Annotated in this window: 27 protein-coding genes and 1 pseudogene; 9 read left to right on the top strand and 19 right to left on the bottom strand. The window is 42.4% G+C overall.

All coding sequences use genetic code 11. From position 1 onward, the window contains the following. Positions 1-15 precede the first annotated feature (15 nt). The 3 genes from AM231_RS01015 to AM231_RS28510 form a co-directional block, all read right to left on the bottom strand. A complete protein-coding gene (locus AM231_RS01015; RefSeq protein WP_054400916.1) occupies positions 16-2,475 on the bottom strand; it encodes a hypothetical protein in 2,460 nt (819 codons plus the stop codon). 301 nt (positions 2,476-2,776) lie between these two features. Next, positions 2,777-3,121, bottom strand: coding sequence for a cell wall hydrolase (locus tag AM231_RS01010; RefSeq protein ID WP_207383522.1), 345 nt, complete (start codon positions 3,119-3,121; stop codon positions 2,777-2,779). Positions 3,122-3,343: 222 nt separating this feature from the next. Then, positions 3,344-3,583: a hypothetical protein gene (locus tag AM231_RS28510; protein WP_207383521.1), complete on the bottom strand. Its 240-nt coding sequence runs from the start codon at positions 3,581-3,583 to the stop codon at positions 3,344-3,346. Positions 3,584-3,868: 285 nt separating this feature from the next. Here AM231_RS28510 and AM231_RS01000 point away from each other — a divergent pair, with 285 nt between their 5' ends. The 3 genes from AM231_RS01000 (at position 3,869) to AM231_RS00990 (ending at position 7,853) form a co-directional block, all read left to right on the top strand. Beyond that, positions 3,869-4,885, top strand: a complete 1,017-nt coding sequence (locus tag AM231_RS01000) for an LCP family protein (RefSeq protein WP_054400913.1) — start codon at positions 3,869-3,871, stop codon at positions 4,883-4,885. Between the two features lie 210 nt (positions 4,886-5,095). Beyond that, the gene (gene guaD, locus AM231_RS00995; protein ID WP_054400912.1) at positions 5,096-6,460 is read left to right on the top strand and encodes a guanine deaminase; all 1,365 of its coding nucleotides are present in this window, start codon (positions 5,096-5,098) and stop codon (positions 6,458-6,460) included. A 40-nt stretch (positions 6,461-6,500) separates the two neighbouring features. Continuing rightward, a complete protein-coding gene (locus tag AM231_RS00990; protein WP_054400911.1) occupies positions 6,501-7,853 on the top strand; it encodes a uracil-xanthine permease family protein in 1,353 nt (450 codons plus the stop codon). A gap of 346 nt (positions 7,854-8,199) precedes the next feature. On the opposite strand, the gene AM231_RS00985 is transcribed toward AM231_RS00990, so the two are convergent. Both AM231_RS00985 and AM231_RS00980 read right to left on the bottom strand, forming a co-directional pair. Then, the gene (locus tag AM231_RS00985) at positions 8,200-8,745 is read right to left on the bottom strand and encodes a GerMN domain-containing protein (protein WP_054400910.1); all 546 of its coding nucleotides are present in this window, start codon (positions 8,743-8,745) and stop codon (positions 8,200-8,202) included. Between the two features lie 19 nt (positions 8,746-8,764). Beyond that, positions 8,765-10,168: an N-acetylmuramoyl-L-alanine amidase family protein gene (locus tag AM231_RS00980; protein WP_054400909.1), complete on the bottom strand. Its 1,404-nt coding sequence runs from the start codon at positions 10,166-10,168 to the stop codon at positions 8,765-8,767. Positions 10,169-10,554: 386 nt separating this feature from the next. Between AM231_RS00980 and AM231_RS00975 the strand changes: the two genes are divergently transcribed. Then, complete coding sequence (locus AM231_RS00975; RefSeq protein ID WP_242615037.1) at positions 10,555-11,181, top strand: hypothetical protein; 627 nt, start codon at positions 10,555-10,557, stop codon at positions 11,179-11,181. A 149-nt stretch (positions 11,182-11,330) separates the two neighbouring features. Here AM231_RS00975 and AM231_RS00970 read toward each other — a convergent pair whose 3' ends face one another. The 7 genes from AM231_RS00970 to AM231_RS00940 form a co-directional block, all read right to left on the bottom strand. Then, entirely contained in the window at positions 11,331-11,828 is a 498-nt protein-coding gene (locus tag AM231_RS00970; protein WP_054400907.1) for a hypothetical protein, read from the bottom strand. A 355-nt stretch (positions 11,829-12,183) separates the two neighbouring features. Then, positions 12,184-12,519 carry a hypothetical protein gene (locus AM231_RS00965; protein WP_054400906.1) on the bottom strand — a complete coding sequence of 112 codons (336 nt, stop codon included), beginning with the start codon at positions 12,517-12,519 and terminating at the stop codon, positions 12,184-12,186. A gap of 255 nt (positions 12,520-12,774) precedes the next feature. Further along, on the bottom strand, positions 12,775-13,263 hold the full coding sequence (locus AM231_RS00960; protein ID WP_054400905.1) for a hypothetical protein: 489 nt from the start codon (positions 13,261-13,263) through the stop codon (positions 12,775-12,777). 61 nt (positions 13,264-13,324) lie between these two features. Next, a complete protein-coding gene (locus tag AM231_RS00955) occupies positions 13,325-13,753 on the bottom strand; it encodes a hypothetical protein (protein WP_054400904.1) in 429 nt (142 codons plus the stop codon). A gap of 196 nt (positions 13,754-13,949) precedes the next feature. Further along, complete coding sequence (locus AM231_RS00950; RefSeq protein WP_054400903.1) at positions 13,950-14,201, bottom strand: hypothetical protein; 252 nt, start codon at positions 14,199-14,201, stop codon at positions 13,950-13,952. Positions 14,202-14,212: 11 nt separating this feature from the next. After that, positions 14,213-15,247 (bottom strand): WXG100 family type VII secretion target, encoded by a 1,035-nt coding sequence (locus tag AM231_RS00945; RefSeq protein WP_423212898.1) that lies wholly within the window; start codon positions 15,245-15,247, stop codon positions 14,213-14,215. A 231-nt stretch (positions 15,248-15,478) separates the two neighbouring features. Next, positions 15,479-16,219 (bottom strand): SMI1/KNR4 family protein, encoded by a 741-nt coding sequence (locus AM231_RS00940; protein WP_054400901.1) that lies wholly within the window; start codon positions 16,217-16,219, stop codon positions 15,479-15,481. A gap of 322 nt (positions 16,220-16,541) precedes the next feature. Here AM231_RS00940 and AM231_RS00935 point away from each other — a divergent pair, with 322 nt between their 5' ends. Genes AM231_RS00935 through AM231_RS00925 form a run of 3 tightly spaced genes read left to right on the top strand, consistent with a single transcriptional unit; the run spans position 16,542 to position 19,158 of the window. Then, positions 16,542-17,321, top strand: coding sequence for an ABC transporter permease subunit (locus tag AM231_RS00935; protein ID WP_054400900.1), 780 nt, complete (start codon positions 16,542-16,544; stop codon positions 17,319-17,321). A gap of 15 nt (positions 17,322-17,336) precedes the next feature. Next, complete coding sequence (locus AM231_RS00930) at positions 17,337-18,134, top strand: ATP-binding cassette domain-containing protein (RefSeq protein ID WP_082341519.1); 798 nt, start codon at positions 17,337-17,339, stop codon at positions 18,132-18,134. Positions 18,135-18,171: 37 nt separating this feature from the next. Continuing rightward, complete coding sequence (locus tag AM231_RS00925; RefSeq protein ID WP_054400899.1) at positions 18,172-19,158, top strand: ABC transporter substrate-binding protein; 987 nt, start codon at positions 18,172-18,174, stop codon at positions 19,156-19,158. Between the two features lie 129 nt (positions 19,159-19,287). Here the strand turns inward: AM231_RS00925 and AM231_RS00920 are convergent, their stop codons facing one another. The 5 genes from AM231_RS00920 to AM231_RS00900 all read right to left on the bottom strand — a co-directional run bounded on the left by AM231_RS00920 (position 19,288) and on the right by AM231_RS00900 (position 22,220). Next, the gene (locus AM231_RS00920) at positions 19,288-19,539 is read right to left on the bottom strand and encodes a hypothetical protein (protein ID WP_054400898.1); all 252 of its coding nucleotides are present in this window, start codon (positions 19,537-19,539) and stop codon (positions 19,288-19,290) included. Between the two features lie 119 nt (positions 19,540-19,658). Further along, positions 19,659-19,874, bottom strand: coding sequence for a hypothetical protein (locus AM231_RS00915; protein ID WP_054400897.1), 216 nt, complete (start codon positions 19,872-19,874; stop codon positions 19,659-19,661). Continuing rightward, positions 19,874-20,470, bottom strand: coding sequence for a hypothetical protein (locus AM231_RS00910; protein ID WP_242615036.1), 597 nt, complete (start codon positions 20,468-20,470; stop codon positions 19,874-19,876). The genes AM231_RS00915 and AM231_RS00910 overlap by 1 nt, the downstream gene beginning before the upstream one ends. After that, positions 20,428-21,612: a WXG100 family type VII secretion target gene (locus tag AM231_RS00905; RefSeq protein ID WP_054400895.1), complete on the bottom strand. Its 1,185-nt coding sequence runs from the start codon at positions 21,610-21,612 to the stop codon at positions 20,428-20,430. Before AM231_RS00905 ends, AM231_RS00910 begins: the two co-directional genes overlap by 43 nt. 170 nt (positions 21,613-21,782) lie before the next feature. Further along, entirely contained in the window at positions 21,783-22,220 is a 438-nt protein-coding gene (locus AM231_RS00900; RefSeq protein ID WP_054400894.1) for a hypothetical protein, read from the bottom strand. A 225-nt stretch (positions 22,221-22,445) separates the two neighbouring features. On the opposite strand from AM231_RS00900, the gene scfA reads away from it, so the two are divergent. Beyond that, positions 22,446-22,595, top strand: coding sequence for a six-cysteine ranthipeptide SCIFF (scfA, locus tag AM231_RS27950; protein ID WP_082341518.1), 150 nt, complete (start codon positions 22,446-22,448; stop codon positions 22,593-22,595). A 95-nt stretch (positions 22,596-22,690) separates the two neighbouring features. Then, a complete protein-coding gene (gene scfB, locus AM231_RS00895) occupies positions 22,691-24,088 on the top strand; it encodes a thioether cross-link-forming SCIFF peptide maturase (protein ID WP_054400893.1) in 1,398 nt (465 codons plus the stop codon). An 84-nt stretch (positions 24,089-24,172) separates the two neighbouring features. On the opposite strand, the pseudogene AM231_RS28740 reads toward scfB, so the two are convergent. After that, positions 24,173-24,379: pseudogene (locus tag AM231_RS28740) on the bottom strand (hypothetical protein); the annotation flags it as partial. Between the two features lie 27 nt (positions 24,380-24,406). Next, a complete protein-coding gene (locus AM231_RS00890) occupies positions 24,407-24,949 on the bottom strand; it encodes a hypothetical protein (RefSeq protein WP_341271596.1) in 543 nt (180 codons plus the stop codon). Positions 24,950-25,117 lie beyond the last annotated feature (168 nt).

Here is a 25,117-nt window from a genome sequence, read left to right as displayed (position 1 = left end):
GGCAACTCCTTCCTTTCAACCGGCTTTAGCCGACATTTTCTTCAAACAGCCTTCCCGTGCAAACATCGCCTCGGCCTGTGATACAGCTGATGCTGCGTACTCGGTTTCAACCTGGTATTTCTCGGTAATGTACCGGATTAGCTCCACTTCATCCGCTCCGGCCATGAACCCCTCCAGAATGAGCGAGGTTAATTCGTTGAGCTTCAATATTTTTTGACTCACGGAGTGGAACAGCATCGGTTGATCCTGCATGTAGAACAGAAATACAGTATCTTGCACCAAAGAGTTGGCTGCTCCCTCCACCCCGCTATGGTTCGGCCACAGATGCGTTACAGTCGGTAATGACACCTTGATGTCCTGAATGCCGATTCCATGGAGGGCTTGTGTATATTTCCTTAAGACCTTGAATAATTGCACCATTTGCATATAGCGATGAAGCATGACATGTTTCCTGCGTAAATCGCAGTATTGCTGACGATTCATATAGCTTGGCAAGAAGCTGCACTTTGAGCACGTATCACGGATGTCACAGGTTTGGCAGCCCCTAAGCAGCTGTTCCTGGTCACTAACCACAGATACTTGTGTCAGCAAACTATCCAGCGAATCGTACATATCTCCGATTGACGGACAGCCTCGGCATGCCGAGATTTGGTCCTGACCATCCACGAACATCCTTGGCAGCTCCCTTGCCCGGCAATGATGTGCTCCTGACCAGCGGCAGCTGTCGACAATATAGGACTGGATCTCGAAACCGTGCTTAAATTTTCCCTGGCGGCTAAAATGATCCACATCGTTCAGAAACAGCTCCAAGTCTTCTTCTGAGGTTATTTCCAGGAACTGCAGCCCGACCTCGTCGCCATTCGGCTCTGATTGAGCGGCTTTCAAATAGTCCATTCGGCGAATGTGCATAGGCTCGATTTGAAGAAAATCATTCATCTGCAGCTCATATGTACATTCCTCAAGAGGTACAATCTGGTGTGCATTGGACAAGTAATATTGTTGTTGTTCTGTAGTCTGCACGAGCTCATCGAACAGCTCATTGTGCTGCTTCCACACCCCGTCTTGGTCAGCGTAGACTATATCATTCTTTTCTTCCCTATTTACTTGGTTATTTTCAAATAAGAGTGCACTATTTACTCCGGAATACTCCCCCAAGCGATGAACCGAGGATGGATTCCAAGATCCCTCTGTATACCCGATATGCTTCACGCATCCGCCTGTCGATGAACCAGGATAATGTCCTGTCATAAACGCTATATATCCATTCATCAGCGCCGGTTGCGGCTCATCAGCAGCATACTTCAGTAAATAAGATCGTATTGGTTCGGGTAAAATCACTCGTTCTTGCTCCCGGCCTGGCTGATCCGGCTCGATCCGGACATGATTAGCATCGATAAACTTGTTCGCTGTCCAGGCTGACAACAGCCTCGCAGTATACTGGGAATCAGCGGTAAGGTCATGAGATGCAGCATAGTCAGTCAGTGTCACCGTTACGTTTAGTCTCTGATCTGGCACTTGGGAATCTTGAAGCGTATCCGCCAGTGAAATTCCTTCCTGGGCCTGCTGCTCAGTCAAGAGCAGCGGGATTCGGATAGCGATCTCTGTAATTCCGGCTTGCAAGAGCTGCTGCCATATCCCTTCCTTCACTACCCATTCATATTCCACCTCGATCTGATAGCCGGTACTCCCCTTCATCCGCTCCATAGCTTCAAGAATTTCGCTCCTTATGGTTCGGTCATGAAGCAGATGGAACCCTGCAATCTGAAGCGTCACTTCGGATCCTGCGGTTCGAGTAGCTGCCTGGATGGCCAGTTCCAGATCCTGCTGGAATCTGCCAGGCGAATGAATTCGCAGCCCGCCTCTTGCATTGTCCCGCTCCAGAGTGTCCGCACACTTGACGGTATAGATCGGGGTCTGCCTTGCTTGAGCCGCTTCTTCCCAAATGCCCTCGTATTGATCGAGTTCGTATACGGAAGGTGAATGATATGTTTCCACCGTGTCTGGATGACCAACGGCCTCGTTCCTGCCTAGAAATCCTGCGATATCGCTCCACTCTTCCGGCTCCGTTTCGGATAATGCATATATGACTTGCTCAGGCTCCTGTTGGATGATGCCGTCTGCTTGTATCCGATCTAACAGCTTTTTTCCCTGGACCGAGACATATCCCCCAAACCATACGATGTGAGTGCTGTCATCCAGCTCCTTTAGCACCGTGGTTAGTCTGTCGCATAACCGAAAGTTCGCTGCGGTGATGTAAAGTGCGATCCGGTCATTTCCGAGTGCAATCAAGTCCTCCGCGGCATCATATATATTCGAAAGGTTCGATTCCACATATTGTGCAGCCGTTGCCCCTTGCTGCTTGAAGTAAGCTCTGACATACCGGCAGTCCAGTTGGTCGCTTGCAGTAAATAATCGTGTAGGATGATGTTCAAAGTAAGCCAGGGTAACTCCATTTCCGAATGACAGCTTCAACACTTTCTCATCTCCTTTCAGGCAGTTCAGCCTGCTCGACTTGTTCTTGTTTATTTTCTTGTTGCCTTATTTAAATGTTCTCGTTTCTTGTTCTCGTCTGTTGCCGTTTGTCTCTCGTTGTTTTCCTTGATCTAATCTTAAGCTATTTTTTCCAGTTTTACACCGAAAACCCATATACGTAATCCCACAATCATATTGCGTTATTTCACCGCAACAACTCCGCAAACCAGGTGTCCGCAATACCGCAATCCCACCTTGCGGTGCTCGAGCTTTCCCGCAGGCAGGTCTTCATCTGTCTTCATAACTAAATCAGATCTTTCGCAAACACATGCCGGCCTATCTTCATTCTAGGCTTTAGTTTACGAATCCAGAGGGAGGTTGACTTATCCGGATTAAAAAAGTACAGACATCCCCCCGTTGGATCTTTACCGCGGAGCGCCTCCCTTGCCGTCTTATAGGCGCTTGCATTTGGACGAAGCCAGAAGGTGCCCGTATCTATAACTGAAAAAGCTAACGGCTGCGTAATCACCCTCCTTAACGAGTTTGGAAATTGACCGGAATTCAATCGATTGAGTACGACCGCTCCAACGGCAACTTGTCCTCGATACGGCTCTGTTCTTGATTCACTATAAATAACCCTTGCCAGCATCTCTATTGTAGGAGAGCGATCCGTTAGTTCCCTTAATCTCCTGAAAGACTGGGCTGTACTCCCTTTAACATTAAAATCCTTTCTAAATAACAGTAATGCCTGGGAAAGTGAATGGTTCCTGTACCCCAATAGACGCAATCTTGCCCGAATATCCATACCACCCTCTCCTTCCTTAAGCAAAATGGATGAACGAAATCCTATCCGCAGCTCGCTGTCTGCATTTCATTTGCCGAGTGGGCTTCTCATCATCTGAGGAAGAGTTACCAGCTGGTAGCCCCGGTCCCTGATCGTATCAATCAGCCGCGGGAGAGCTTGAACCGTTCCATTAAGTTCGGAGCCTCTACCGCCGCCTGCATGCATCAACACAATAGCCCCAGGACCGATTTGACTAAGAACATTTCGGCTGACCTCCTCCTTGCCAAGCCCCTTCCAATCGAGCGAATCTACATTCCAGTTGATCACTTTATAATGGTTGTCGCGGACCCAACGAAGCTGTTTTTCATTAATAAAACCGTATGGAGGGCGAATAAGATATGGCTTTAGTAAATAGGTGGATAGGTCGTCAAATGTTAAAGCTTGTTGATTTTTTTGGTAATTCCACTAAAATAGGGATAGAACCAAGAGAGCAGGCTCCTAATATATCGAATAATGTAAATAGAGAGGATTCCTATGGGGAGTAACTAGTCCTCGTAATACACGCTGTCCGTTTCTTGTGTACCATTATTTTTTTGAGGAGTTGTAGGTTTCATGGAGGCAAGGAGACTTAGAAGAAGCAAGAAAAACAATAGTAAGAATAGTAAAAAGAAATGGATTAGCATATCGCTCATCATTCTTTTCCTAGCTGGTGCCGGGTTTCTCTTCAGAAAAGAACTATCGTTGTTTGCATTTAATACACTACTTAAAAAGGATGTTAAAACCACATTAGACAGGTCTTACAAACCAATTGGTGATGAGAAGGAAGATACACCCGTTTTAGAGGGCCAGCCTTTTTCCATCCTTCTGCTTGGGATTGATCAGCGTGATCAAGAGCCTAGCAGATCCGATACGATCATATATTCTGTCATCCGGCCCAAGGATAACAAAGCATTACTGGTATCCATTCCCCGAGACACGTATACCGACATTATTGGGAGGGATGTCACATCAAAGATCAACTCTGCCTATGCTCATGGGGGAGAAAAAATGAGTATAGATACAGTGGAGAATCTACTAAATAATAGAGTGGATTTTTACGGGACGGTAAACTTTAATGGAGTTATCGACGTCGTTGACGCCGTGGGAGGAGTAAAGCTTCCGATAACCAAATTAATAGAGAATAAAAATCCACAGCATGAAAAATTAAGGATCGAACCTAATAAACCGATATATTCGGGCCACGAAGCCTTAAGCTACGTCCGTTACCGTGAAGATTCCGATTTTAAACGTACGGAGCGTCAACGTATTTTTATAAAAGCCTTTATGGAGAAGATTCTGGAATTAAAAAATATCACCAAAGTTCCTGAATTAATCGAAATTGTTGGTTCCAACTTCTCCACAAACATGAACCCTGATCATATATTAGAATTGGCTGAAACCATGTATTTAAATGATACACTGCCTGATTTTGAGAGTTATATGTTACAAGGTAATGGGAAAATGAGGGGCTCCACCTGGTACTACGACATTGATTCAGAGGATTTAGAATACACACAAAACCTGATTTCTAATTGGTTAAACGGGGATATTAATAAACAAGATCTTATTCATCCTAAAGATATGAACTAGGACCGCATATTAAAGAGATTCGATTTGTATAGAACTTTAAAACTAGCAGGAGCTGTTATGCTTCTGCTAGTTTTTTTATATCTTCATTGTGAATAATGGATGTTTCTGACTTAGCGAATGTTTCTATTCGCCTTTAGGGTATGGACTTATCTTTTTTGACGGTCTATAATTACAACTACACTTCAAAAAACGAACATTAAGGCGGTAACCATGAGTAAATATATGTTATTATTTCAAGGGACTTCTTTTTCAAGTAAATCTTCTACAGAAATTCAAGTATTGAAAGACTATCTATACTGCATCAATGCAGATGGCATCATTGAGCGAATTGTGGCCCCAGAAGAGGCTGACTATCAACCCCTGCTGGATGCGTATCAAGGCAGCGACAGTTTTCAACGATTAGCAGAAGGGCAGTATTTCTTGCCTGGCTTTGTTGACTTGCATGTTCATGCCCCGCAATGGGCTCAATCCGGAACGGCATTGGACATTCCACTCTATGATTGGTTAAATACCTACACCTTCCCGTTGGAGTCGAAGTTCTCGGATCTTGAATTCGCGCAAAAGGTCTACGAGGATGTAGTAAGCACCCTGCTTGCAAATGGAACAACGACAGCCCTTTATTTTGCCACGGTCCATAAGGAAGCCAGCTTGTTGTTAGCTCAAATCTGCGCAAGCAAAGGCCAGCGAGGACTTGTTGGGAAAGTGGTCATGGATGATCCCAAGCAGAATCCGGAATATTACCGCGATGCGGATACGTCCACGGCACTGGCAGATACAGAAGAATTTATTATTGCTGTCCAGGAATTGGCCAAGACTACGAAGCAAGGCGTGTTTCCTGTCGTTACCCCACGATTCATTCCTAGCTGTACCGATGAGGGGCTGAAAGGTTTAGGCGAGCTGGCAGCTAAATACGATACGTATGTGCAGTCCCACTGCAGCGAAAGCGATTGGGCACATGGTTATGTACAGGATCGATTCCAGAAAAACGATGCGTTTGCTCTGCATGATTTTGGCCTGCTGCGTGATAAATCGGTTATGGCTCATTGTAATTTTCTCGATGATCAGGATGCCGAATTATTCGCTGACACTGGGACCGCGATCGCGCATTGTCCGATATCCAACGCCTATTTTGCCAATAGCGTCATTCCGGTTGCCCGCTTCCATGACAAAAATGTCGAGATCGGCTTAGGCTCCGATATATCCGGGGGCTTCTCGCCTAGTCTCTTCGATAATATAAGACAAGCCGTGATCTCTTCGAGAATGCTGGAAGACGGTGTGAACACCTCCCTTCCTGCAAAAGATCGAGGCGTGCCAGAGTCACGCATTACGATTAATCAGGCATTCTATCTGGCTACAGCCGGAGGTGGTGAAAGTCTGAGCTTGCCGATCGGTCGCATTCAAGCAGGTTATGTGTGGGATGTCCAGGTGATCGATACGAAACTGCCGTCCGCCAAGCTGCCGATTTTTGATGAGAATGAAGATGTACAAGATATTTTTCAGAAAATCATGTATTTGGCAAGACCTGAACATATTCGCGAGGTTTGGGTACAAGGAGTACAGGTTCACACACGTTAACATATAGCAAACAATCCAAACATTCGAGGTGTACATCGGAGTGAAAACACAAGCAGATAGCCAAGACCAAGCGCAAACCAAATCACCACATCTAACGGTTCAACCCGACGACAAGCTATCTTTCGGGAAATCCGCCATTCTGGGCTTACAGCATGTTATAGCGATGGACGTGTATGTCGTTCCTTTTCTGATTGCCATGTTAATTGGCTTGGCGCCCAATCAGTCCAGTGCATTAATTCAATCTACATTTATAGCGGCCGGACTTGCCACGATCGTACAAACGTATTTCTGTATGAAGCTGCCGATGGCGCAGGGTCCTTCCTATGTTCCGCTCGGCGCGATTGTCGCGATTTATGCCGCCAGCGGCGGCGGGGAACTCGGATGGAGCTCCGTGCTGGGCGCGAGCTTGATTGGCGCGGTTCTCGTGGTTATTTTGGGATATACGGGCATTTTCAATAAAATTGTTACCTCCTTCATCCCACCTATTGTAGGGGGCACGATCATCTTCATTGTCGGCCTGTCGCTATTGCCTGTCGCCATTCGGGACAATATCTACGGCGCGACGGATGCGACCATCAACCAGAATGTACTGTTAGCTCTAATCTCCGCAGCTGCACTGATCCTGTTCGTCATCTTGGGTTCTTTGTTCGGTACGCGAGGAGCAATATTCCGAATTACGTCCGTTATGATCGCATTGATCATCGGATGTATCTCGGCCAACTTTATGGGCGTGCTGGATTTCAGCACTGTTGCAAACGCCAAGTGGTTTAGCATGCCGCATATTCCTTTTAAGGATTTTGGCTTTTCGTTCGACTTCTCGGCGATCATCACCATGGTCATTATCTATCTTGTGCTGCTGGCTGAGACAACGGGAACATGGTTTGCTATCAGCAATGTTATTGATAAGCCACTGACGGATAAGAATATTAATCGGGGTGTCATTGGAGAAGGGATTAGCTGCCTGATTGCTTCTGTACTCGGTTCAACACCAGTCACCGGCTATTCCACCAATGCAGGGATTATCTCCATCACGGGGATTGCGAGTCGTAGGGTCTTTCTTGCCGTAGGCGGATGGTTTGTCCTCTTCGGCTGTTCAGGCAAATTGGCTGCACTAATCTCCTCGATCCCAACAGCCGTCATCGGCGGCGTATTCGCCATCGTCTGCGGTATCATCTCGATTAACGGGATCCAGGTCATGAAGAACGTACAAATCACTGAAAAAGAAATGTACATCATCGCCATCCCGATGATCCTGACGTTAGCATTAGTGCTCATTCCGAAAGACTTCCTATACACCCTGCCTACATTTGTACAGTATTTACTCGGCTCGCCGATTCTGGCTGCTTCGCTTGCAGCGATTCTGTTGAATAAATTGCTGCCTAGTAGGAAGTAAGCTGTAGGGAGAGATATTGGAGTTATATGAGAGTTAAACAGGGCTGCCCCCAAAGAAACTACGTTTAGCGTAGGCTTTGGGGGTTGTTTTTTTGTGGAGAGAGACCTGCAATTCGTGCCCAAGTAAATACTGAACAGGGAGAACTCCAAGTCATATCCATCGGCAAAGAAGAAATTGGCCACATTGTTGGGTCGCCTATCTAAAAGGAAAATTATTACGAGGTGGGTTGGATCCACCATTACCTTTTCAGTGCCATCATGCACAACAGTTGACTATTTTTTAGAACAAAAATAAATCTTGAAGAAAAAACAGCCGATTCTATTAGATTCAGCTGTTTTTCTGAGATCTATTCCCGGGTTAGTGGATGTTCTAATTCCACATGGCCCATTAAACTTTCAGTTGCATTTCCGTCAACAAGCAGATCAATACTGGTTACTTCATCAAATTGAAAAAATGTTCCTCTCAGGGCATCGAGGGCTAAAGTCTCTCCTCCAGATCCTAATCTTGCTTCATCCGGAATATGCACATCTAGTGTCAATTTTCCTTGATCAAAACTAGCTGAAAGTAAATCAATGTTATTCCACAAAGGAATCAGTTCCGGTTGATCACTGTTTTGAAGGGCTGCGTACGTCTTACTGTATTTGTCAGGGTCATCTTCGAATGTAATTTCCTTCATACTTTGTTCTAGTTGTAATAACTGATCGTCCGCGTAAAAAACCTCAATTTCTTGAGACTCCTCATTCTCCTCGTTCGGGTTAGCTATTGGCGCTGGTGTAGTAGTTGCAGGATCAGAACCCTGCACTGGACCAGAAGAAGTAGGTTTGCTACCACAACCCACCACTAGTATGCTTATGGCACAAATTGCGATAGCCAGATAGATTCCTTTTTTCATAAAAGCACATCCTCTTAAATTATTCACTGTCCTCTAACTTCAGATATTCTTTTATTCCATCAACAATGGCTTGTGCCGCTTTAATTTGATTGGTTTCTGACATCATAGCCTCTTCATCCGACTTGTTACTTAAGAATCCAACTTCTAAGAGAGCCGCAGCCATTTCGGTTTCTCGGATGACCTGGTAGTTACCGTTCTTAACCCCACGATCTGCAAGCCCCATGGCCTTGATCAATCTTTTATGAATGAGGTTTGCTAGTTCTTTACTACTTTCACGTTGATAATAATACGTTTCAGTTCCCGTTATTTGGGGGGCAGCGGTTACGCTGTTACCGTGTATAGATACAAACACATCTGCCTTTAGATCATTAGCAAGTTTCACTCGTTCCGATCGTGTAGGGTAGATATCCGTTTCACGAGTCATAATCACTTCTATACCAGATTCTTTTTGCAAGAGAGCCTGTACTTTAAGACCTAAAGCAAGAGCAAAAATCTTCTCAGGTTTTTTGGTGAAACTTATTGTACCTGGATCACTTCCTCCATGTCCCGGATCAATAACGACTATTTTTTTGCCACTGCTGACAGGAGTTGCAGGTGTAGGATCGTTTACCATACTCAGATCAAGGATGAAATTGCCGGCGATGGTCTGTTGCTCATAATTAACCGAACTAACATTATTTAATTCAATCACGATTCGAACTTGAGCAGGGTCATTTTTGAAAAGAGAATAGCGTATATCGGTAATATTGGGAGAGCCACTAGTATCCAACCTTCCCATGGTTCCGCCAGAGAGTGCTTGTCCCATATTTCCCAAGTTGGTAGATGGGAAATCCACGACGATTCGTTCAGGGTTTTGAAGTGTTGTTATGACAGGAGTAACTTCATGGTCTAATGAAACGATAAGCTGGTTATTCGCATAGTTTATATCATGAACTATATTAGTGGTTGCTTCTATCTCACTCCCATTAGAGGGCTCTGATGGAAGGGATGTATTGCTAGATAAAGTAACAATCTTGTCTTTGTTATTCCAGCCAACGCTCAGACCCATTTCTTCACTAACAAAACGTAAGGGGACGACAACCGTATTCTTAATCATTTGAGGAGCAATGTTAAGCATCACGGTGTTGTTTTCAACTAGTGCCTCTTCTTTACCAACGGTCAATGATATTGCATTAGAACCTTGTTGAATATGCACATTTTGTGTTTTTTGGTCCCAGTTCACATTGAACTCTAAATTCTCAGCGACTACTCGAATTGGAATCATAATGTTGTTTCGTACATTAACGACTTCTACAGAATTAGGTAACACTAGCTCCTGGCCATCTAAAATAATTTTTGTTTGATTTGTAGCTGCTTGAGTATGCATGGGAATTAGAAAGAGTAACAATGCACTAAACAGTAGCATAATTATAAATTTCTTCATTTTACACCTCGGTATTAATTTATGTATTACTAAACTTCTAACTGAAAGACAAGGTTACAATACGATTTTCATCTATGAAAAGGTTTCACAGGAAAATACCCTATTACTTGAACTAATCAAATCAAATGACAATTGAACTGATGCTATGAGATTAAAAGGTATCAAGTTAATGGGGAACCTCCTGTGACCCGCAAAGTCAGTCCCAAAAGTTGGAATCCCTCCATTCACCATTAAAAACGCTATAACTTACGCAAAAGTTGCAAAGGAATTAATTTTCATACTAATATATTCTAAAAATACGACAACATATCGCCAAGCTTTAATATGAATCACCTTTAATTCATTGCTTGATGCACAAAAATAACAGATTTCTCATAGCCATATTCATGGCCTTCGCCACCCTATTAGCGGGCTGCAGCCCCTTCGTCAAACAAACGGTCCCGCAGGATACGAACCCCGAGTCTATTATAAGCGCAATCTATGATTTGGAAGGTATCAAATTTGTTGGATCAGTGAACACGGAACCTTTGACAGAAATCTCTGAGATCGAAGAAAATATCAGTATCCACCACCAATACGCTTTCTTGGTGAAAGGAGCCGTTAATCGGGATAATCAAACCGTTCCGGATCGGCTGTATGTCGTTTCTGCGGTCGAGAATACTAGAAAAGATCAGGAAATCAGCATCCAGTACATCGACGGCTCCATCAATGGAGAAATCGCCAAGAACAATCCGCGGCATCTTCCCATTAACGTGAAAGTATGCCCAGATGACTCCAAGTCTCCTTGCGGAGCTGATGATTCGAAGACTTATAAAGCTGATGCGGTTGTTTTTTCGTTGGACCATTTCCCCGCATTTCAGTCGGATGGCAATGTCGTTGATATTAGCGTTAAATATGCATTAGGTAAGAATAAAAAAGAGCTGCGCGAGCAGTATCTAAGTGATTCGGGGCTACAGCAGTATACTGATAAGGCTAACGTTTCTTTGAAGCTTCCGGACACATTCGTAAAATGACAAGAAACATTAGCGTTAGCTGATGGCTGAACATCATTTCATACAGCAACGGGAAATAACAATCAAAGCCGCGAAATATCGCGGCTTTTCATTATGTATCAGGCATATAAATGATGGATTCATTCTACACTGGGTAGCTCCACCGTACGCTACATAATACTTAGTTTTTCTTCAAAAGATTCTTTGAACCATTCGTAATTATCATGGATACGTTTCTTGTCGGCATCGCTTAATTCCAAATATCTTTCTAAAATCGCATTGAGAAATTCAGAAGAAAGTGACTCTCCGAATGGTTGTAAACTATCGGTTGATAAATTATCCATTATGGCCCCTATCAATGCTGTAGATGCATTTGTTAATTTCTTGGTAATAATCTCTTTTGCTACTTCATGGTCACCTTCATAAAGCAAATTAAACGCAACAGCTTGAAGAAATTCATCTCCTAAGTCTTCTTCAAGTATTTTAAGGCAATAAGGTACTGCGGCTTCCTTTTCTCTTATTGAAAGTTCTGTTAATGCAGTAGTTACTTCATCTAAATTATCTAATTTAGTTATGATTGTAATAAGTTCAGCATTATTCATACTTGCAATATATGTCTCGTAATTTTCCGATCTATCCAACGCATTTGCTAATTCCTTATTGTCCATATTTCACCTCATACTATTAATTTTTGATTGGAATTAACTTAATAGTTGATAAGTAAGGTTTGCCATCAACTATACTCCATGTTGTTAGAACTTTGACCCTTCCATTTGGACCTTCTAATACGCTCGGGAAATCCAATCTATTTTCTGGCGTAATATTCTTTCCAATATCTAAGAGATGTTTTGCAATGGACTGGTTATTATCGGGTGTAGTCCTGTTAAACTAATTACCAGCCGCCTTGACTTTGGTTGTTTGTGGTAATCGGTATAGTAGTAGGCCAACCCGCAACACCTGTAACCACATGAAATTGTTGTTATACTCCCATGTGGAGTATTAGTTCTATTCGATTTACAATTATTAAGATTCTTTTTCTAGAACATGTTTGAATTTCATAATTTCTATAACAATCTCATTATTTACATTCTGAAGAGAAAGATCTAATATTTCCTCGAAATCTGTTTTCCTTTCTGAATTAACTAACCATTCATCTAAATCGACATCTTTTAATCCAGGAGGCAACTCTTCGAAATCACCCCACCATTTATTCATAGCATTTAGTAACCAACCATATTTGCTGGGATTCTCCGATACTTTATTATTAATCGCGATAAAAATGGATCTTAAAGCCCCTCCTAATAGTGCATCTTGAATATACTGCGTTTTGTTTTGATAGCGTATTGCACTATGAGCCATTGTTAATCACCCTGAGTTTCATTCATAATTTGTTCGTATGCTGCCCGAGCTTGTTTAATAGACCGCATTTGGTTGTTTTCATTTATCTGGTCTACTGCCTGTTCCCGTTTTGTCATTCATATCGTCCTCCTTAGATATTAGGCATATAAAAAAGCTCATTTCTACTAGTTAAAGTTAAAAGAGCTTTTGAAAGTTTATAAGTTTGTTCGTTAAGTATTATAGTGTTTTGTTTTCAAATTGGATCTGTAACCATCATTAGTTAGCTTTAGGATCCTTATAGCACCAATCTGGATCATACGGCAATGATTTTAACTTTTCCATATCCACCCAGTTATAAACCCAATCAAAGTCTGTAACCCAAAAGTAATCATCAGGATTCAATCTAAGGTATTCATATATAAAATTTAAAACTAACTTTTGAACACCATAAATGTCTTCAATATGACCAACTTGGCATAATGATAGATTGGAATCTAGTTCTAAATCTTCGTGGTAGTAAAACTCAATATTGGGGTTGTTAATTGCGTGAACAGAAAAAATAAATGATTGCTCGCTTTTCTCTGCAAATGAATTGTTACTAATATTCAATGTAGTATAAGAAAATCCCCCCATATCTGAATAGTTCTTATTATTATGAAAATAAAGAGAAGCATTAGCATGAAAGGCTGAGACTATTGTATCGGCTAACAATTTCTCAGGTGAATATTTCCCCTTTTGAGTCAAAATGACTGCCGTGGTGCCCATTTTATTTTAACTGCCTCCTTAAAAATCAATCATGGTCGTATCTTGACTCCATTGCGTATAACTAATTCAAGAAATCTTCATCTATATTATCAAGAAAGTCATGAAATATTCCTCTTGATACTACTCCAGTTTTAGGTATAACTTCCTTTACTTTATCTATAATGAAACGGTTTTCACGTATTATTCGTTTATTTTCTTCACTGGTAAAACTCCTTAAAGAGTCAATACAGACTTCAAATAAATCAGCATCCTCAACACTCGCTAAAGTTAGTAAAATTTTTAACTCTACCAAATTGGAGCCATCACCTAAACAATAAGCCAATCTTTTTTGCCAACCTAGAGATTTTGTCAATAGGTCATCTGAAAACTTATTCCAATCTTCTTGTTTAAACATTTTAATTAATTTTTCAGCCGTTAAACAACCTACGTCATACCAGTAATTATCTGCATCTTGAAAATCTGTTAAAAGTGTATCCAGTTCCTTATACATTTTAATACCTCCTTCTTTTATTTAATACCTGGAGTCGGCTTTGTTCCTGCTGGGTATTATCCAAGAACTGAGAGAAGGTATTACGTGGTTAGATGTGTTTTGGATTGAAGGATGGATTCATTGTGGAACTGGGTAGTTCCACAAGAAGTAAGCCTTGAAAGGCAAATAGCTACCAATCAAGGCTAGGGAGTAATGATTATGACTCAAATGTAGCTTTATCTGGAAAAACTCCCCCTTCTTTATACAAACATCTAGCCAATCTTTGAGCCGCCCTGTCAAAATAAAATTTTGAATCGTGGGTTGAGTTTAAAACAGGTTCAATTTCACTAATAGTTTCGTTCTTTTTGTTGAGTTCAATCTTCCCCATAATTTGCTCGTTCGGTCCAAAGTGATAAACAACTTTCTCATCATCCTCAAGATCTTTCAGCAATAGTACAAATGACGCCATAACGTTACCTCCTAAGGTTTCCATACTCTCCCTGATTTTTCGGCAGCAGAATGTGCTTTTTCGTAGTCTGTCTTAAAAATACCTTCAAATTTCGATTCAAAAATTTCGTGATTAAGTAGGTCAACATCCTTCTGGGTATGTGAGCCATTCTGTAATCTTTGCCATGCTTGAGCAATTTCATAATCAGGGTCGAATGTTCCATACCCACTTGATTTTTCATGTTCTTTTATAAATATATGTTCCTTAATCCGTTGAATACGCCACTCCGGTATGCCAGTATTCTTTGCAATGGTACTAACATCTAACGTAGAACTTCTAATTGAGTCATACATTTTAATAGCTTCTTCTTCTTGATGAAGCCATTCTTTCAGTGATAATTCTCTGCCGCCAGTCTGAACAGCATCTCCCGCCCCATCAGCTTTCGGCGTTCCCCCTCCATCTCCACCATGCTTCAATCCATCATTACCTTTTCTAACTTCATACTTAACCCTTGGACTCAATATATCTTTCGGTTTCATAAGAGGTACTGTTGCACTCGTTGCAATTCCTGCTGCTCCTATAATACTAGCTACATGTTCTGTAGACCAAGCCTTTGTAGGAAAAATGGCTTCTCTAATAGTTCCATGCACTCCAAAGGTCATGCCATCGGCGAAGTCATTCGGGGAATCAAACAGCTTATCAGCTCGTTCCACATAACCTTGGTAAGCGCCTTTGGGTATACCAGCTGTCCAGTAATCCAAAAAGCCCCACACCGAAGAATACCGTTTATCATATCTCTCATTGGAAGCATCCATTATTCCGTTTCCTATTTCTTTCAAGCTACCCCAGGCCTTTTCAAGCCAAGTCTTTGGCTCCTCTGTTCTGCCTACCAGAGCAAGAGGCAATAGCTCTTCATCTACTAATATAAATCGATAAGCAATTCGTTTTAATTCATCACTAATTGAATTCATATATTCAATCGTCAAGTTCATTTCGCTGCGGGCTCTATGAAAGTCTTCAAAAAAACGCTGCCGCGTCGTTCCCTCCCACATCAGCATGGTATTCATCTGATGGTCAAGAGAGCTTATCATCCATCCCATTTGTATGGACTGTAAACGGAACTTCTCAGCGACTTGAATCAGCAACTCGGGTGGAACCTGGATTTTGGGCATGTATATCACTCCATTATTTGCTAAACAGATTATACCCAAATACAAATAACTGGAAAACATTCCAAGGTCCTGAATTTGTTGATCTTAGTCATAATTGATGTAGACAAACAACCACAGCGACTATCCTTATACTCCCAAATTCGTTCGAAAGGCAGGCAAGTTTCTCGTCTTTTTCATCTCGCTCAGCATCTGTTCCATACTTCCCAGCTGAAAAGACGTCAAATATACTGCCAACAGGTCATCTGTTTCCTCTTCGTATACGCTGAGCACGCTGAGCTCGAACACGATCAGCACATCGTCCTTTACATAGATCTTCCATGCATTCAGCTCTGACCCTTCTTCTATCTCATGCTCCCGCTCCAAATGCATACTGCTGCAGTAATCGGACAAGTCCCACATGCTTTCATCGAAAATGGCCCAATACGGCAGCCGATCCTCGACGCCTAACTGAACGAGTGCCTTACCAGCGAGAAATCGCTCAAGTGACCGATTTTCCAGTTGCCAGTCGGGTGAGCTCCACGCGCAGAGATTAACCGGTGGATCCTCCTTCTCCAGATCCTGAAGGCGAATCCCGCAATAGATTACAGATTCCTCCACTTGATAGAAGACCAGGAACGCTTTGTCTCTCGTAAAAAACGTTTCATCGGGAATGAACACGTCCTCTAGCAGGAGCGGTTCATATTGGTTATTGCACCCCTGCGTAATATACGGGGAACGTCCTAGATTCTTATAATACTGTCGCAGTGGAGCCGGCAACGGAAATCCTAGATTGTATTCCTTCGCCTGGATGTCCACCTCCGGAATGCTATGGGCTTCTTTATGATACTCCCCTAATATACGGAGAAGTCCTTCAATATTCGCTTCCATTTATGTAAGTCAACCTCCTCGGAATGCGTCTTCGATTCAAATCTATTTCTCTAAATATACTGCAGATGCGGGGATGGTGCCCAGGAACAAGGCATATCGGCAGCTCATTTAAGAGCAGTATCGAGAACCTTCGTTAATACCGGTTGACGAAACGATAGTCGAGAAGTATAATCTTATCCGTCTTAACTTATAGGAATTATTTTACATTAAAGGATGTCGGTCCTTCATATGGAGGTCACAACCACAGCAGATGATCTACTGGAGGAGTTGTGGCCTTTTCTCGTTGATTATTCTATCTATGAAAGCGAGGTGAGTTAATGTCATGAGAAAGCTTCTCTCCACCCCGATAATTGAAAAATGCATGCCCTGGGTTCTCCCCGTCCTATTAATCCTGGGGTGGTCCATATTATCCAACACAAACGTCATATCCAGGAAAATCCTGCCCCTCCCTCAAGACGTCTTATTATCATTCAGGGATCTGCTGTTATCAGGAGAGTTAATCGAACATATTTCCATCAGCTTTCAAAGAGCGTTCACCGGTTTCTTAATCGGCGGGGGAATCGGTTTTATACTGGGCTTTATCAACGGCTTATCCTCTATCGCTGAGAAATTCCTGGATACAACAATTCAGATGGTACGCAATGTTCCTCATCTAGCGATGATTCCCTTAGTCGTTCTATGGTTTGGCATCGGTGAAGAGTCAAAAATATTTCTAGTTGCAATCGGCGTACTATTTCCCGTCTACATCAACACCCTGCACGGCATCCGCTCCGTGGACAGCGGCTTGATTGAGATGGGGAAGGTATACGGGCTTCGCCCCGCTTCACTCTTATGGAGAGTCATTCTGCCTGGCGCACTTCCTTCTATTTTAGTCGGGTTGCGATACGCGTTAGGCATCATGTGGTTGACGTTAATCGTTTCCGAAACGATTGCTACGAATTCGGGCATCGGCTTTCTGGCCATGAACGCAAGAGAATACATGCAAACCGATATCATCCTGCTTACCATTGTCCTTTATGCCTTATTGGGAAAGCTGGCCGATTCTATCGCTAAGTTCCTGGAGAAGCGGTTACTGCAATGGAACCCGATTTATCACAAATAAGCTCTCTGAAAGGATGTGCCAACCCTGAATCCCTCTACCCATGGTGTTCATCTTCGTATAACCAAATTACATAAAAGCTTTGGCGACCAGCAAGTACTTCAAGGCATTGAGCTAGAAGCAAGGCCAGGAGAGTTTATTGCCATCATCGGGCGAAGCGGCTGCGGAAAAAGCACGCTTTTGCGCATGATCGCCGGATTGGAAGCTCCTACGTCGGGAGACATATGGATCAATGACCTTCAGGTCCATCATATCCATTCTGAAGCTCGGATCATGTTTCAAGACGCCAGACTGCTGCCCTGGAGTAAGGTCATCGATAATGTAGCAATCGGTCTTGGTAAAGAAGATCGTTATAAAGCCGAAGCCGCTTTAGAGCAAGTCGGGCTGGGCGCCCGGGCCAATGAATGGCCATCTGTGCTGTCCGGGGGTCAGAAACAACGGGTCTCCTTAGCCAGAGCGCTAGCCAGCCATCCAAAATTATTGCTGCTCGATGAACCTTTAGGAGCACTCGACGCATTGACCCGCATTGAAATGCAGCAATTAATCGAATCCCTGTGGCAGCAGCAGCAATTTACAACCGTGTTAATAACCCACGATGTCGAAGAGGCCGTCATCCTTGCCGATCGCGTGATACTCATTGAAGAAGGCCGGATCGCTATGGATGCAGCTGTCCCTTTCTCGCGCCCCCGCCAACGGGGAAATGCCGAAGTGGCAGCATTCATCGATAACATCCTAAAAAGAGTCATGGGCATAACCGAGATGGAAAGCCGAGTTGTAAGCAAGGATCTCCCCTCCCCCTTAAAGAAAGGATCCTAGGCTTCTTACATAAAATCCGAGCAAAAGGAAGTGTCTTATGCGAAAGATAAGCTTACATGTACTATTAGTAATTTTGGTAGTTACGTTGTCCGCTTGTGGTAAAGAAGGCAAAGCGAAACAAGCCAATACTGAGGATGAGACCGTAACCGTTCGTCTTGGCATACTGCGCAGTGCCCAACCCTTAAGTTTATCCGAAGAAGGCGGGCCTCTCTATACAAGGCTGGAATCAGCCGGAGCGACCATTGAAAAAACCGGTGGTTTTGCAGCCACATCTCCCGCGGTCGAAGCGTTAAACGCCAATTCGATCGATATTACGGTCGGATCGATTACGGCAGCCATCAGCGCCCTTGTGGGAGGCACCTCGGAGTTTAGCATTTTTACCAAGCAGGAAGGCGATCATCGTAATCAAGGTATTGTCGCCAAGCCAGAAGCTGGCATATCGGGTCCTTCGGATCTTCGAGGCAAAAAGATTGCCGTCAACCGCGGCGGTACGGGCGAATACCTGCTATATAAAGCGCTGGAGAAAGGTGGACTAGACGCGAGTGAGGTCGACATTGTCTATCTTCCGCCAACGGAAGCGGGACCAGCTTTTGAAAGTGGACAAGTTGACGCGTGGGCGACATGGGGTTCATTTACAGCCAATGCGATCATCGATTTCGGCGCAGAGCTGGTCATTTCCGCTAATGACGTGGAATCCGGTAATGATACAGTATTCATTGTGCGAAATGGCTTTCTGAAGGAACATCCTGAACTCGTGTATGAAGTTTTCGAAGGCTTGAATGAAGAGTCGGTGCTCCTATCGAAAGACCTTGATCACACCGTCCAACTAATTCAAGATATTCAAGGCGTCCCCGAACCCATTGCTCGTGAACAATTAGAGAGCTCCTTCTTCCCGCTGGACCCGATTAACGAAACCGTACGCCAACGTTGGCAAGAAATCGCCGATTTTATGTTTGAGAAAGGAATCATTCCGAACGAAGTTGATGTCCTATCCAACACGGTGGATGTGAGGACGTTGAAGTGAAACTGCGAGGGTGAGCTAAGTGGATTCAAGAGCGTGGACGAACAGTAAAATTGCAGTCATGCAGCAATTCGAGGACGCGAGGTCTATTGGGGACTTGGTGTCCTTTTTTTTTAGCTATAATAGTACCTGCTAAGATTCAATAGTTGTCCTTTCAACGAAGTTACTATTTTCTCTTATGACCATTCTAGCAAGTCTTGTACCCGCTCTTCTGAAAAAGAAATCATCAGGATAACGATTAGAGTCAATGGGAGAGAGTTGATGTATAACATTATTTATCTTATCGTATTCAATTTTCCCCATTGTTTCTTCATTCGGCCCATAACAGTATACAACTCTATTCTCGTCCTCATAATCCTTCAGCATTATTATAAAAACTGCCATTAAATATCACTCCGTCTTTTCACTCGGCACTAGGTAGCCTCACCAAAAAAACCTTGATAGGCCACGAAGCCAATCAAGGTTTCATAATATGGGTCGCAGTCCCATAAATAAGCAGCGTTCTACCTTTTGTGCTTTTCAACAAATTGATTTATGCCAGCAAATACTATATCTCTAATTACCTCTGTATAATTATTGTATCCGCCCTCTTTTTCAATGATTATATCTAACATGGTTTTTAATTTGCCATCTATCATAATCGTTATTCCTTCGACTTGTTCACCAGTTTTATCATTCTCGAACTTTTCAGACAGTATGCTTATTTTATTATCACTCATTACTTTCCTCCATTATTCTCAAAATTTAATAGATCTAGTCCATTTTCATCGTACCAGTATTTTTCTTTCCAATCTATCTTGGACAAAAAATCCTCATATCTTCCGATCCAATTTTCGGGTAAAAAATCTTCATAGGAAGCTGATTCTGGATACAATGAGTATAATTCTCTTTTATCGACATTCACATATAATGACGGCAAAAAACTATAATATGCTTCCTCTTTTGATTTAGTGAGAAGATTTAATTTAAGTAACTTTCTAAGTTCGTCGGTTGAAACAGAATACTTATTTATTCTTCTAGTAAATTCTCTAAATGAATACTCATCTAAAACTTCTATACCTTTCCTTTCATCAACTTCCTCTATATTGTTTCCAATATTTTTTAGTCCAATTTCTTTAAATTTCTTAATATACGTATCTGTTAGCTTTTTCCTATCCAGAAACCATAAATCTTTCGGAGAAACATACCATTTGAAGAAATTGTCGATTAATAATCCTACGATAATATTGTTTAACGATTTAGGTTCTAATAACATATTGCCCAATTCCTTTTTTATTTTTTTATTCGTGCATTTGTAGCATGTTCTTCTATCCATTCAACCCAAGGTGCTGGAACTTCAAATGAATTACCTGGTTTTGTTGGGTCTACTAGTTTTGGGGCTGTTCCACCTTGGTTTAATGGATTTGTTTGGTAGTCAAGTTGAGGTATTGTGTTTTCTTTTAAGAAATCATCAAACCACATTGGTACGTCAAATTCTACAATATCAGCATTTCCGCCTCTTCGCATATTATTAAAATAGTTTGAATGCTCGCCATTATCTATACTTATATTTAGATCAGTGTCCTTGTCAGGTATTGTTACTGTGCCATCTTCATTTACTTGTACACGTGGTTGGCTTGACTTAGTACCCTCTCCGCCTTGAACTCGTCTATATGTTACTACATCTCCACCCGTTCCCCCAGCCTCTAACTTACCACCATCCGCACCCAAATCATGTTTGAGAAATGGCGGCTTCTTCACCCCTATCCGATTAAGAGCCACGCCGCCAAAGATCATAGCCGCTTGCTGACCCAGATAGTTCGAGGCTCCCATCTCATTCATTCGCTCTTTTTCAGCCTGAACCCTCTCGTCAAACTTATCGCGGGTATCACCGACGTCGAAGGCCATTCTGGCACCCCAGATCGTCGTATCCACCACTTCCTCAGCTGTACCTATCGTAGCATCATATGCTATTTGCTTGCTCGTTCCGATCGGGTCTTCGACCAAAGAACTGGCCGTATCTTTAATCGCCCCCCACATCTCGGAAGCCCCGACTTGAATCCCCTTACCGAAAGCTTTTCCTTCTTCACCAAGCTCTCTAATCTGATCTCCAAAGGTCTTCATTTCGATAGCTCTACCAACGTGGACTTCACTCATCCCACTGAAACTTGTAATCTGGGGAGCTGCGCATCTGGGATCTAAATTCCCCTGTTCATTGTCTACCTGCATAAATTTATAGGCGATTCTCTTTAATTCCTGACTGGTCACCTGCATATGCTCGATCGTTAATTTCATATCGCGGTACGCCTGCTGGAAATCATAATAAAACCGCGAGCATGTAGTTCCGTCCCAACACGAAGCCAGCATCTGGATCTGTTGGTTCAACGTACTTTGATTCGCTTCCAATTGCTCAGAAGCCTTGTCGAATTGATCTGACACTGCCAGCAGCACCTCAGGGGGTACAAGGATCTTAGACATAAGTCAACCTCTTCGTCATTTTGATAGCAGCTATTTTACTACAATTCAAATAAATGGAAAAGTATCCAGAGTCCTTCTTTATAAGCAGCTTGGCTCAGTCTAAAGTACCTATTGGGTATACAAAATAAGCCCCTTCCTGCTCTTGGTCATCGAAAGGAGCATTTGACAGCTTATGAATTATTTTTAGCCCAATATCCTTCAATTTCATTTATTGCGTTTATTGCATCTGCTCTAACACTCCTATTCTCATGATCCAAATACTTGGTCAGATAGCATAAGTAATCCTTTTTAAATGTGAAACCTAATATTGTTAATGCAGAATGCAAACATTCTTCAGGCAGGCTATCTAGATTGTAAGCTAAAATATCAAAGTTAATCCCATCAATATTTTTATAGGTTGCTGCGGTAAGTATTGTGTTGAATATTTCCTCCTTTACATCTAATTTGTCTTCTTTAAAACCGCAATCAAGCAAAGCTATAATTAATTCTCTAAAATCATCCATTGAATTGTTATATGATTCAAACACATCGCGAAGATAGCTTAAAACTTCTATTTTCCCCTCAATATCTGAACCAGAGAGTATAGCCCTTAATTCTTCTACCTTCAAATTATTAACCTCACTTTTTTAAGGAGTAAATGGGGGTTTCACTGGCAATTAACTCATCATAATATAAAGAGAATGCTCTTATGAAATATGTATCGTTTATACTGAACTTTGAACAAAGTTGCCCTTGTAACTAATCTAGTGTGATCTATTTGATTGAAGTACTTCCGAAGTTATTGCTACCATGTTCATTGTTGAACTAATGAAATGGCAGAGGAGTTATTCATGATGAAAAGAATCGTAACACTGAGTACCCGCAAACTGATCGATACCGCAAAATACGGTGGGTGCGGCGCATGCCAGACATCTTGTCAGTCTGCTTGTAAGACTTCATGCGGTGTTGCAAACCAACGCTGCGAGAACCCAATGAACAAATAGGATTCGTAAATTCTCACCGCCCACTGCGTTAGTAGATGGGCGTTTATTTTTTAACCGTTTCTACTTGCACGTTAAAAGGAGCTTGATTAACAAGGATGATTCATCAATATCAACTGAATGGATATAACATCGTACTCGACACCTACAGCGGTTCGGTGCATGTTGTTGACGACCTAGCATACAAAATCATTGAACTTTATGAACATATTTCTCCGAAAGAGATCTTGACACTCATGCAGGAGCAACATAAACACGATTCGGACATTACCGAGCATGACATTCGAGAAACCATCGCTGCTATTATGGAGCTTGTAGAGGATGGACAGCTCTTTACCAAGGATGAATATGAGAACCTCTCCATGGATTTAAAGAATCGAAAAACGTATGTCAAAGCGCTTTGCCTCAATGTCGCGCATACCTGCAACCTCTCCTGCGACTATTGCTTTGCCAGTCAGGGAAAATATAACGGCGATCGGGCCATCATGAGCTTTGAGGTTGGACAACGGGCGATCGATTTCCTTCTCGAAAATTCGGGCCATCACCGGAACCTTGACATTGACTTTTTCGGCGGCGAACCGCTGATGGCTTGGAAAACCGTCAAGCAGATTGTAGCTTATGCTAGAAGCAAGGAACAGGAACATAAGAAGAATTTTCGCTTCACCTTCACAACGAATGGTATGCTGCTAAGCGACGAGATCACTGAGTTTTTAAACAAGGAAATGTACAACGTCGTATTAAGTCTGGATGGAAGAAAAGAAGTTCATGATCGGCTCCGTACAACCGCTAACGGAAAAGGCAGCTATGAGCATATTGTACCGAAATTTCAGGAATTCGTTCAAAAGCGTGGAGACCAGGAATATTATGTGCGAGGGACCTACACTGGTAACAACGTGGATTTCACGAACGATATTTTTCATATCGCAGACCTTGGCTTTGATAAAATTTCGATGGAACCGGTTATCTGTGATCCACGAGAGACTTATGCATTAACCGATGATGATCTCCCGGAAATTTATAACCAGTACGAAATCCTTGCCACAGAAATGATTAAACGCGGGGAACAAGACAAAGGTTTTACCTTCTATCATTACATGCTGGACCTCTCTGAAGGCCCTTGCATTCAGAAAAGAATTACCGGCTGTGGTTCAGGAACGGAATATCTTGCTGTCACGCCTTGGGGAGAGCTCTTCCCTTGCCACCAGTTCGTCGGAGATGAAGAGTACAGCATGGGGAACATCTGGGATGGTATCACAAAACCTGAGCTGCAATGCCAACTTAAGCAGAGTAACTGCTACTCGAAGCCGGAATGCAAGGATTGCTGGGCCAAGCTCTACTGCAGCGGCGGCTGCCCTGCTAATTCCCTGCACGCGACAGGTTCCATTAACGGCACCTACGACTTCAGCTGTGATGTGTTCCGCAAGAGAGTGGAATGCTCCATGATGGTGAAGGTTGCTGAGTCAATGAGAGAGATGGAAAGTGATGCTCAAAGTTAGAATCATTATAGGGGTTTAACATCTACTAAATACGATAGATTGCAAACTGAACTGAAAAAGCATAGTGACAACGATCATATAGACTTAGATGAAGATCACCCGTAAAGGGTGGTCTTTCTTTTTGTTTTGAACTTTGATAATTCCTGATAAATATGTGGGAATCATAGTAAATAAAAGCCCATAGGAACCTGGCGCCAATATTCCCACCTGTCTTAATACGTTAACTGGATTATGTTTTCCTGCAGGACTATGATTATGGACACCTACCATCCAAACTTGAAAATCACCATCGGCACTGGATAGCCGCCAATAATATCGTCAGCTTTGTATCTTCTCCAGAAAAGCTTCAAATACTTTTTTTGACGCATCCCCTGAATTGGGGATTAACTCATAAATCCTCTTTAGAATTGAAGGATTTTTTAAAATTAGTTTTTTACTTTCAGTATTAGCAAAACTTCTTAGTGAATCAATACATATTCCGAATAACTCTTCATCATCGGTACTTAGTAATTTCAACAACATATTCAATTCATCCATGCTAGATTCATCATGCAAACAATATGCTAATTTTCTTTTCCACTCTATTGGCTTATTTAGTACTTCGCTTGATAATTCTTCCCAATCCCGTAGAGAGAATTTTAACAGCAACTCCTGTGCAATTGAAAAACCTTCATCATACCAATAATCATCTGAGAAATATCCTGAAAGATAGTCATCTAATTCTTTAATCATTAAAAATCTCCTTTTGATCAAATCTCCTTCCCAATCTTCATTCATAAATCCCTTCAAAAAATCGAAATGATTGCCGCTTAAATTATTGTTTAGGAACCAGCTTGTATCTCCTTCTTTAACCATCATCATACTATAAAGCTATTGACCCACGTATATTTATACATTAACTTACTTATATAAGTCATTTACCCAAATATGGAACGGAGATTTGGAGGCGGATATCTTTGGTACCTATAGACAGAACGGTTAGTACGGAGCTATTGCGTTACTTGGAGAAAACTCAGCATTTNTTTCCTC

Source organism: Paenibacillus solani, from assembly GCF_001277345.1.
Lineage (GTDB): Bacteria > Bacillota > Bacilli > Paenibacillales > Paenibacillaceae > Paenibacillus_AQ > Paenibacillus_AQ solani.
The sequence above is the reverse complement of the archived record's forward strand: the minus strand, read 5'-3'. Positions and strand labels throughout refer to the sequence as shown.

Bases quoted from the DNA above. Each gene is read 5' to 3' on its own strand.
- AM231_RS01010 (WP_207383522.1), bottom strand. From the start codon at position 3,121: ATGCTGGCAAGGGTTATTTATAGTGAATCAAGAACAGAGCCGTATCGA.
- AM231_RS01000 (WP_054400913.1), top strand. From the start codon at position 3,869: ATGGAGGCAAGGAGACTTAGAAGAAGCAAGAAAAACAATAGTAAGAAT.
- guaD (WP_054400912.1), top strand. From the start codon at position 5,096: ATGAGTAAATATATGTTATTATTTCAAGGGACTTCTTTTTCAAGTAAA.
- AM231_RS00985 (WP_054400910.1), bottom strand. From the start codon at position 8,745: ATGAAAAAAGGAATCTATCTGGCTATCGCAATTTGTGCCATAAGCATA.
- AM231_RS00980 (WP_054400909.1), bottom strand. From the start codon at position 10,168: ATGAAGAAATTTATAATTATGCTACTGTTTAGTGCATTGTTACTCTTT.
- AM231_RS00975 (WP_242615037.1), top strand. From the start codon at position 10,555: ATGGCCTTCGCCACCCTATTAGCGGGCTGCAGCCCCTTCGTCAAACAA.
- AM231_RS00970 (WP_054400907.1), bottom strand. From the start codon at position 11,828: ATGGACAATAAGGAATTAGCAAATGCGTTGGATAGATCGGAAAATTAC.
- AM231_RS00965 (WP_054400906.1), bottom strand. From the start codon at position 12,519: ATGGCTCATAGTGCAATACGCTATCAAAACAAAACGCAGTATATTCAA.
- AM231_RS00960 (WP_054400905.1), bottom strand. From the start codon at position 13,263: ATGGGCACCACGGCAGTCATTTTGACTCAAAAGGGGAAATATTCACCT.
- AM231_RS00955 (WP_054400904.1), bottom strand. From the start codon at position 13,753: ATGTATAAGGAACTGGATACACTTTTAACAGATTTTCAAGATGCAGAT.
- AM231_RS00950 (WP_054400903.1), bottom strand. From the start codon at position 14,201: ATGGCGTCATTTGTACTATTGCTGAAAGATCTTGAGGATGATGAGAAA.
- AM231_RS00945 (WP_423212898.1), bottom strand. From the start codon at position 15,247: ATGAATACCATGCTGATGTGGGAGGGAACGACGCGGCAGCGTTTTTTT.
- AM231_RS00940 (WP_054400901.1), bottom strand. From the start codon at position 16,219: ATGGAAGCGAATATTGAAGGACTTCTCCGTATATTAGGGGAGTATCAT.
- AM231_RS00935 (WP_054400900.1), top strand. From the start codon at position 16,542: ATGAGAAAGCTTCTCTCCACCCCGATAATTGAAAAATGCATGCCCTGG.
- AM231_RS00925 (WP_054400899.1), top strand. From the start codon at position 18,172: ATGCGAAAGATAAGCTTACATGTACTATTAGTAATTTTGGTAGTTACG.
- AM231_RS00920 (WP_054400898.1), bottom strand. From the start codon at position 19,539: ATGGCAGTTTTTATAATAATGCTGAAGGATTATGAGGACGAGAATAGA.
- AM231_RS00915 (WP_054400897.1), bottom strand. From the start codon at position 19,874: ATGAGTGATAATAAAATAAGCATACTGTCTGAAAAGTTCGAGAATGAT.
- AM231_RS00910 (WP_242615036.1), bottom strand. From the start codon at position 20,470: ATGGATAGAAGAACATGCTACAAATGCACGAATAAAAAAATAAAAAAG.
- AM231_RS00905 (WP_054400895.1), bottom strand. From the start codon at position 21,612: ATGTCTAAGATCCTTGTACCCCCTGAGGTGCTGCTGGCAGTGTCAGAT.
- scfA (WP_082341518.1), top strand. From the start codon at position 22,446: ATGAAAAGAATCGTAACACTGAGTACCCGCAAACTGATCGATACCGCA.
- scfB (WP_054400893.1), top strand. From the start codon at position 22,691: ATGATTCATCAATATCAACTGAATGGATATAACATCGTACTCGACACC.
- AM231_RS00890 (WP_341271596.1), bottom strand. From the start codon at position 24,949: ATGATGATGGTTAAAGAAGGAGATACAAGCTGGTTCCTAAACAATAAT.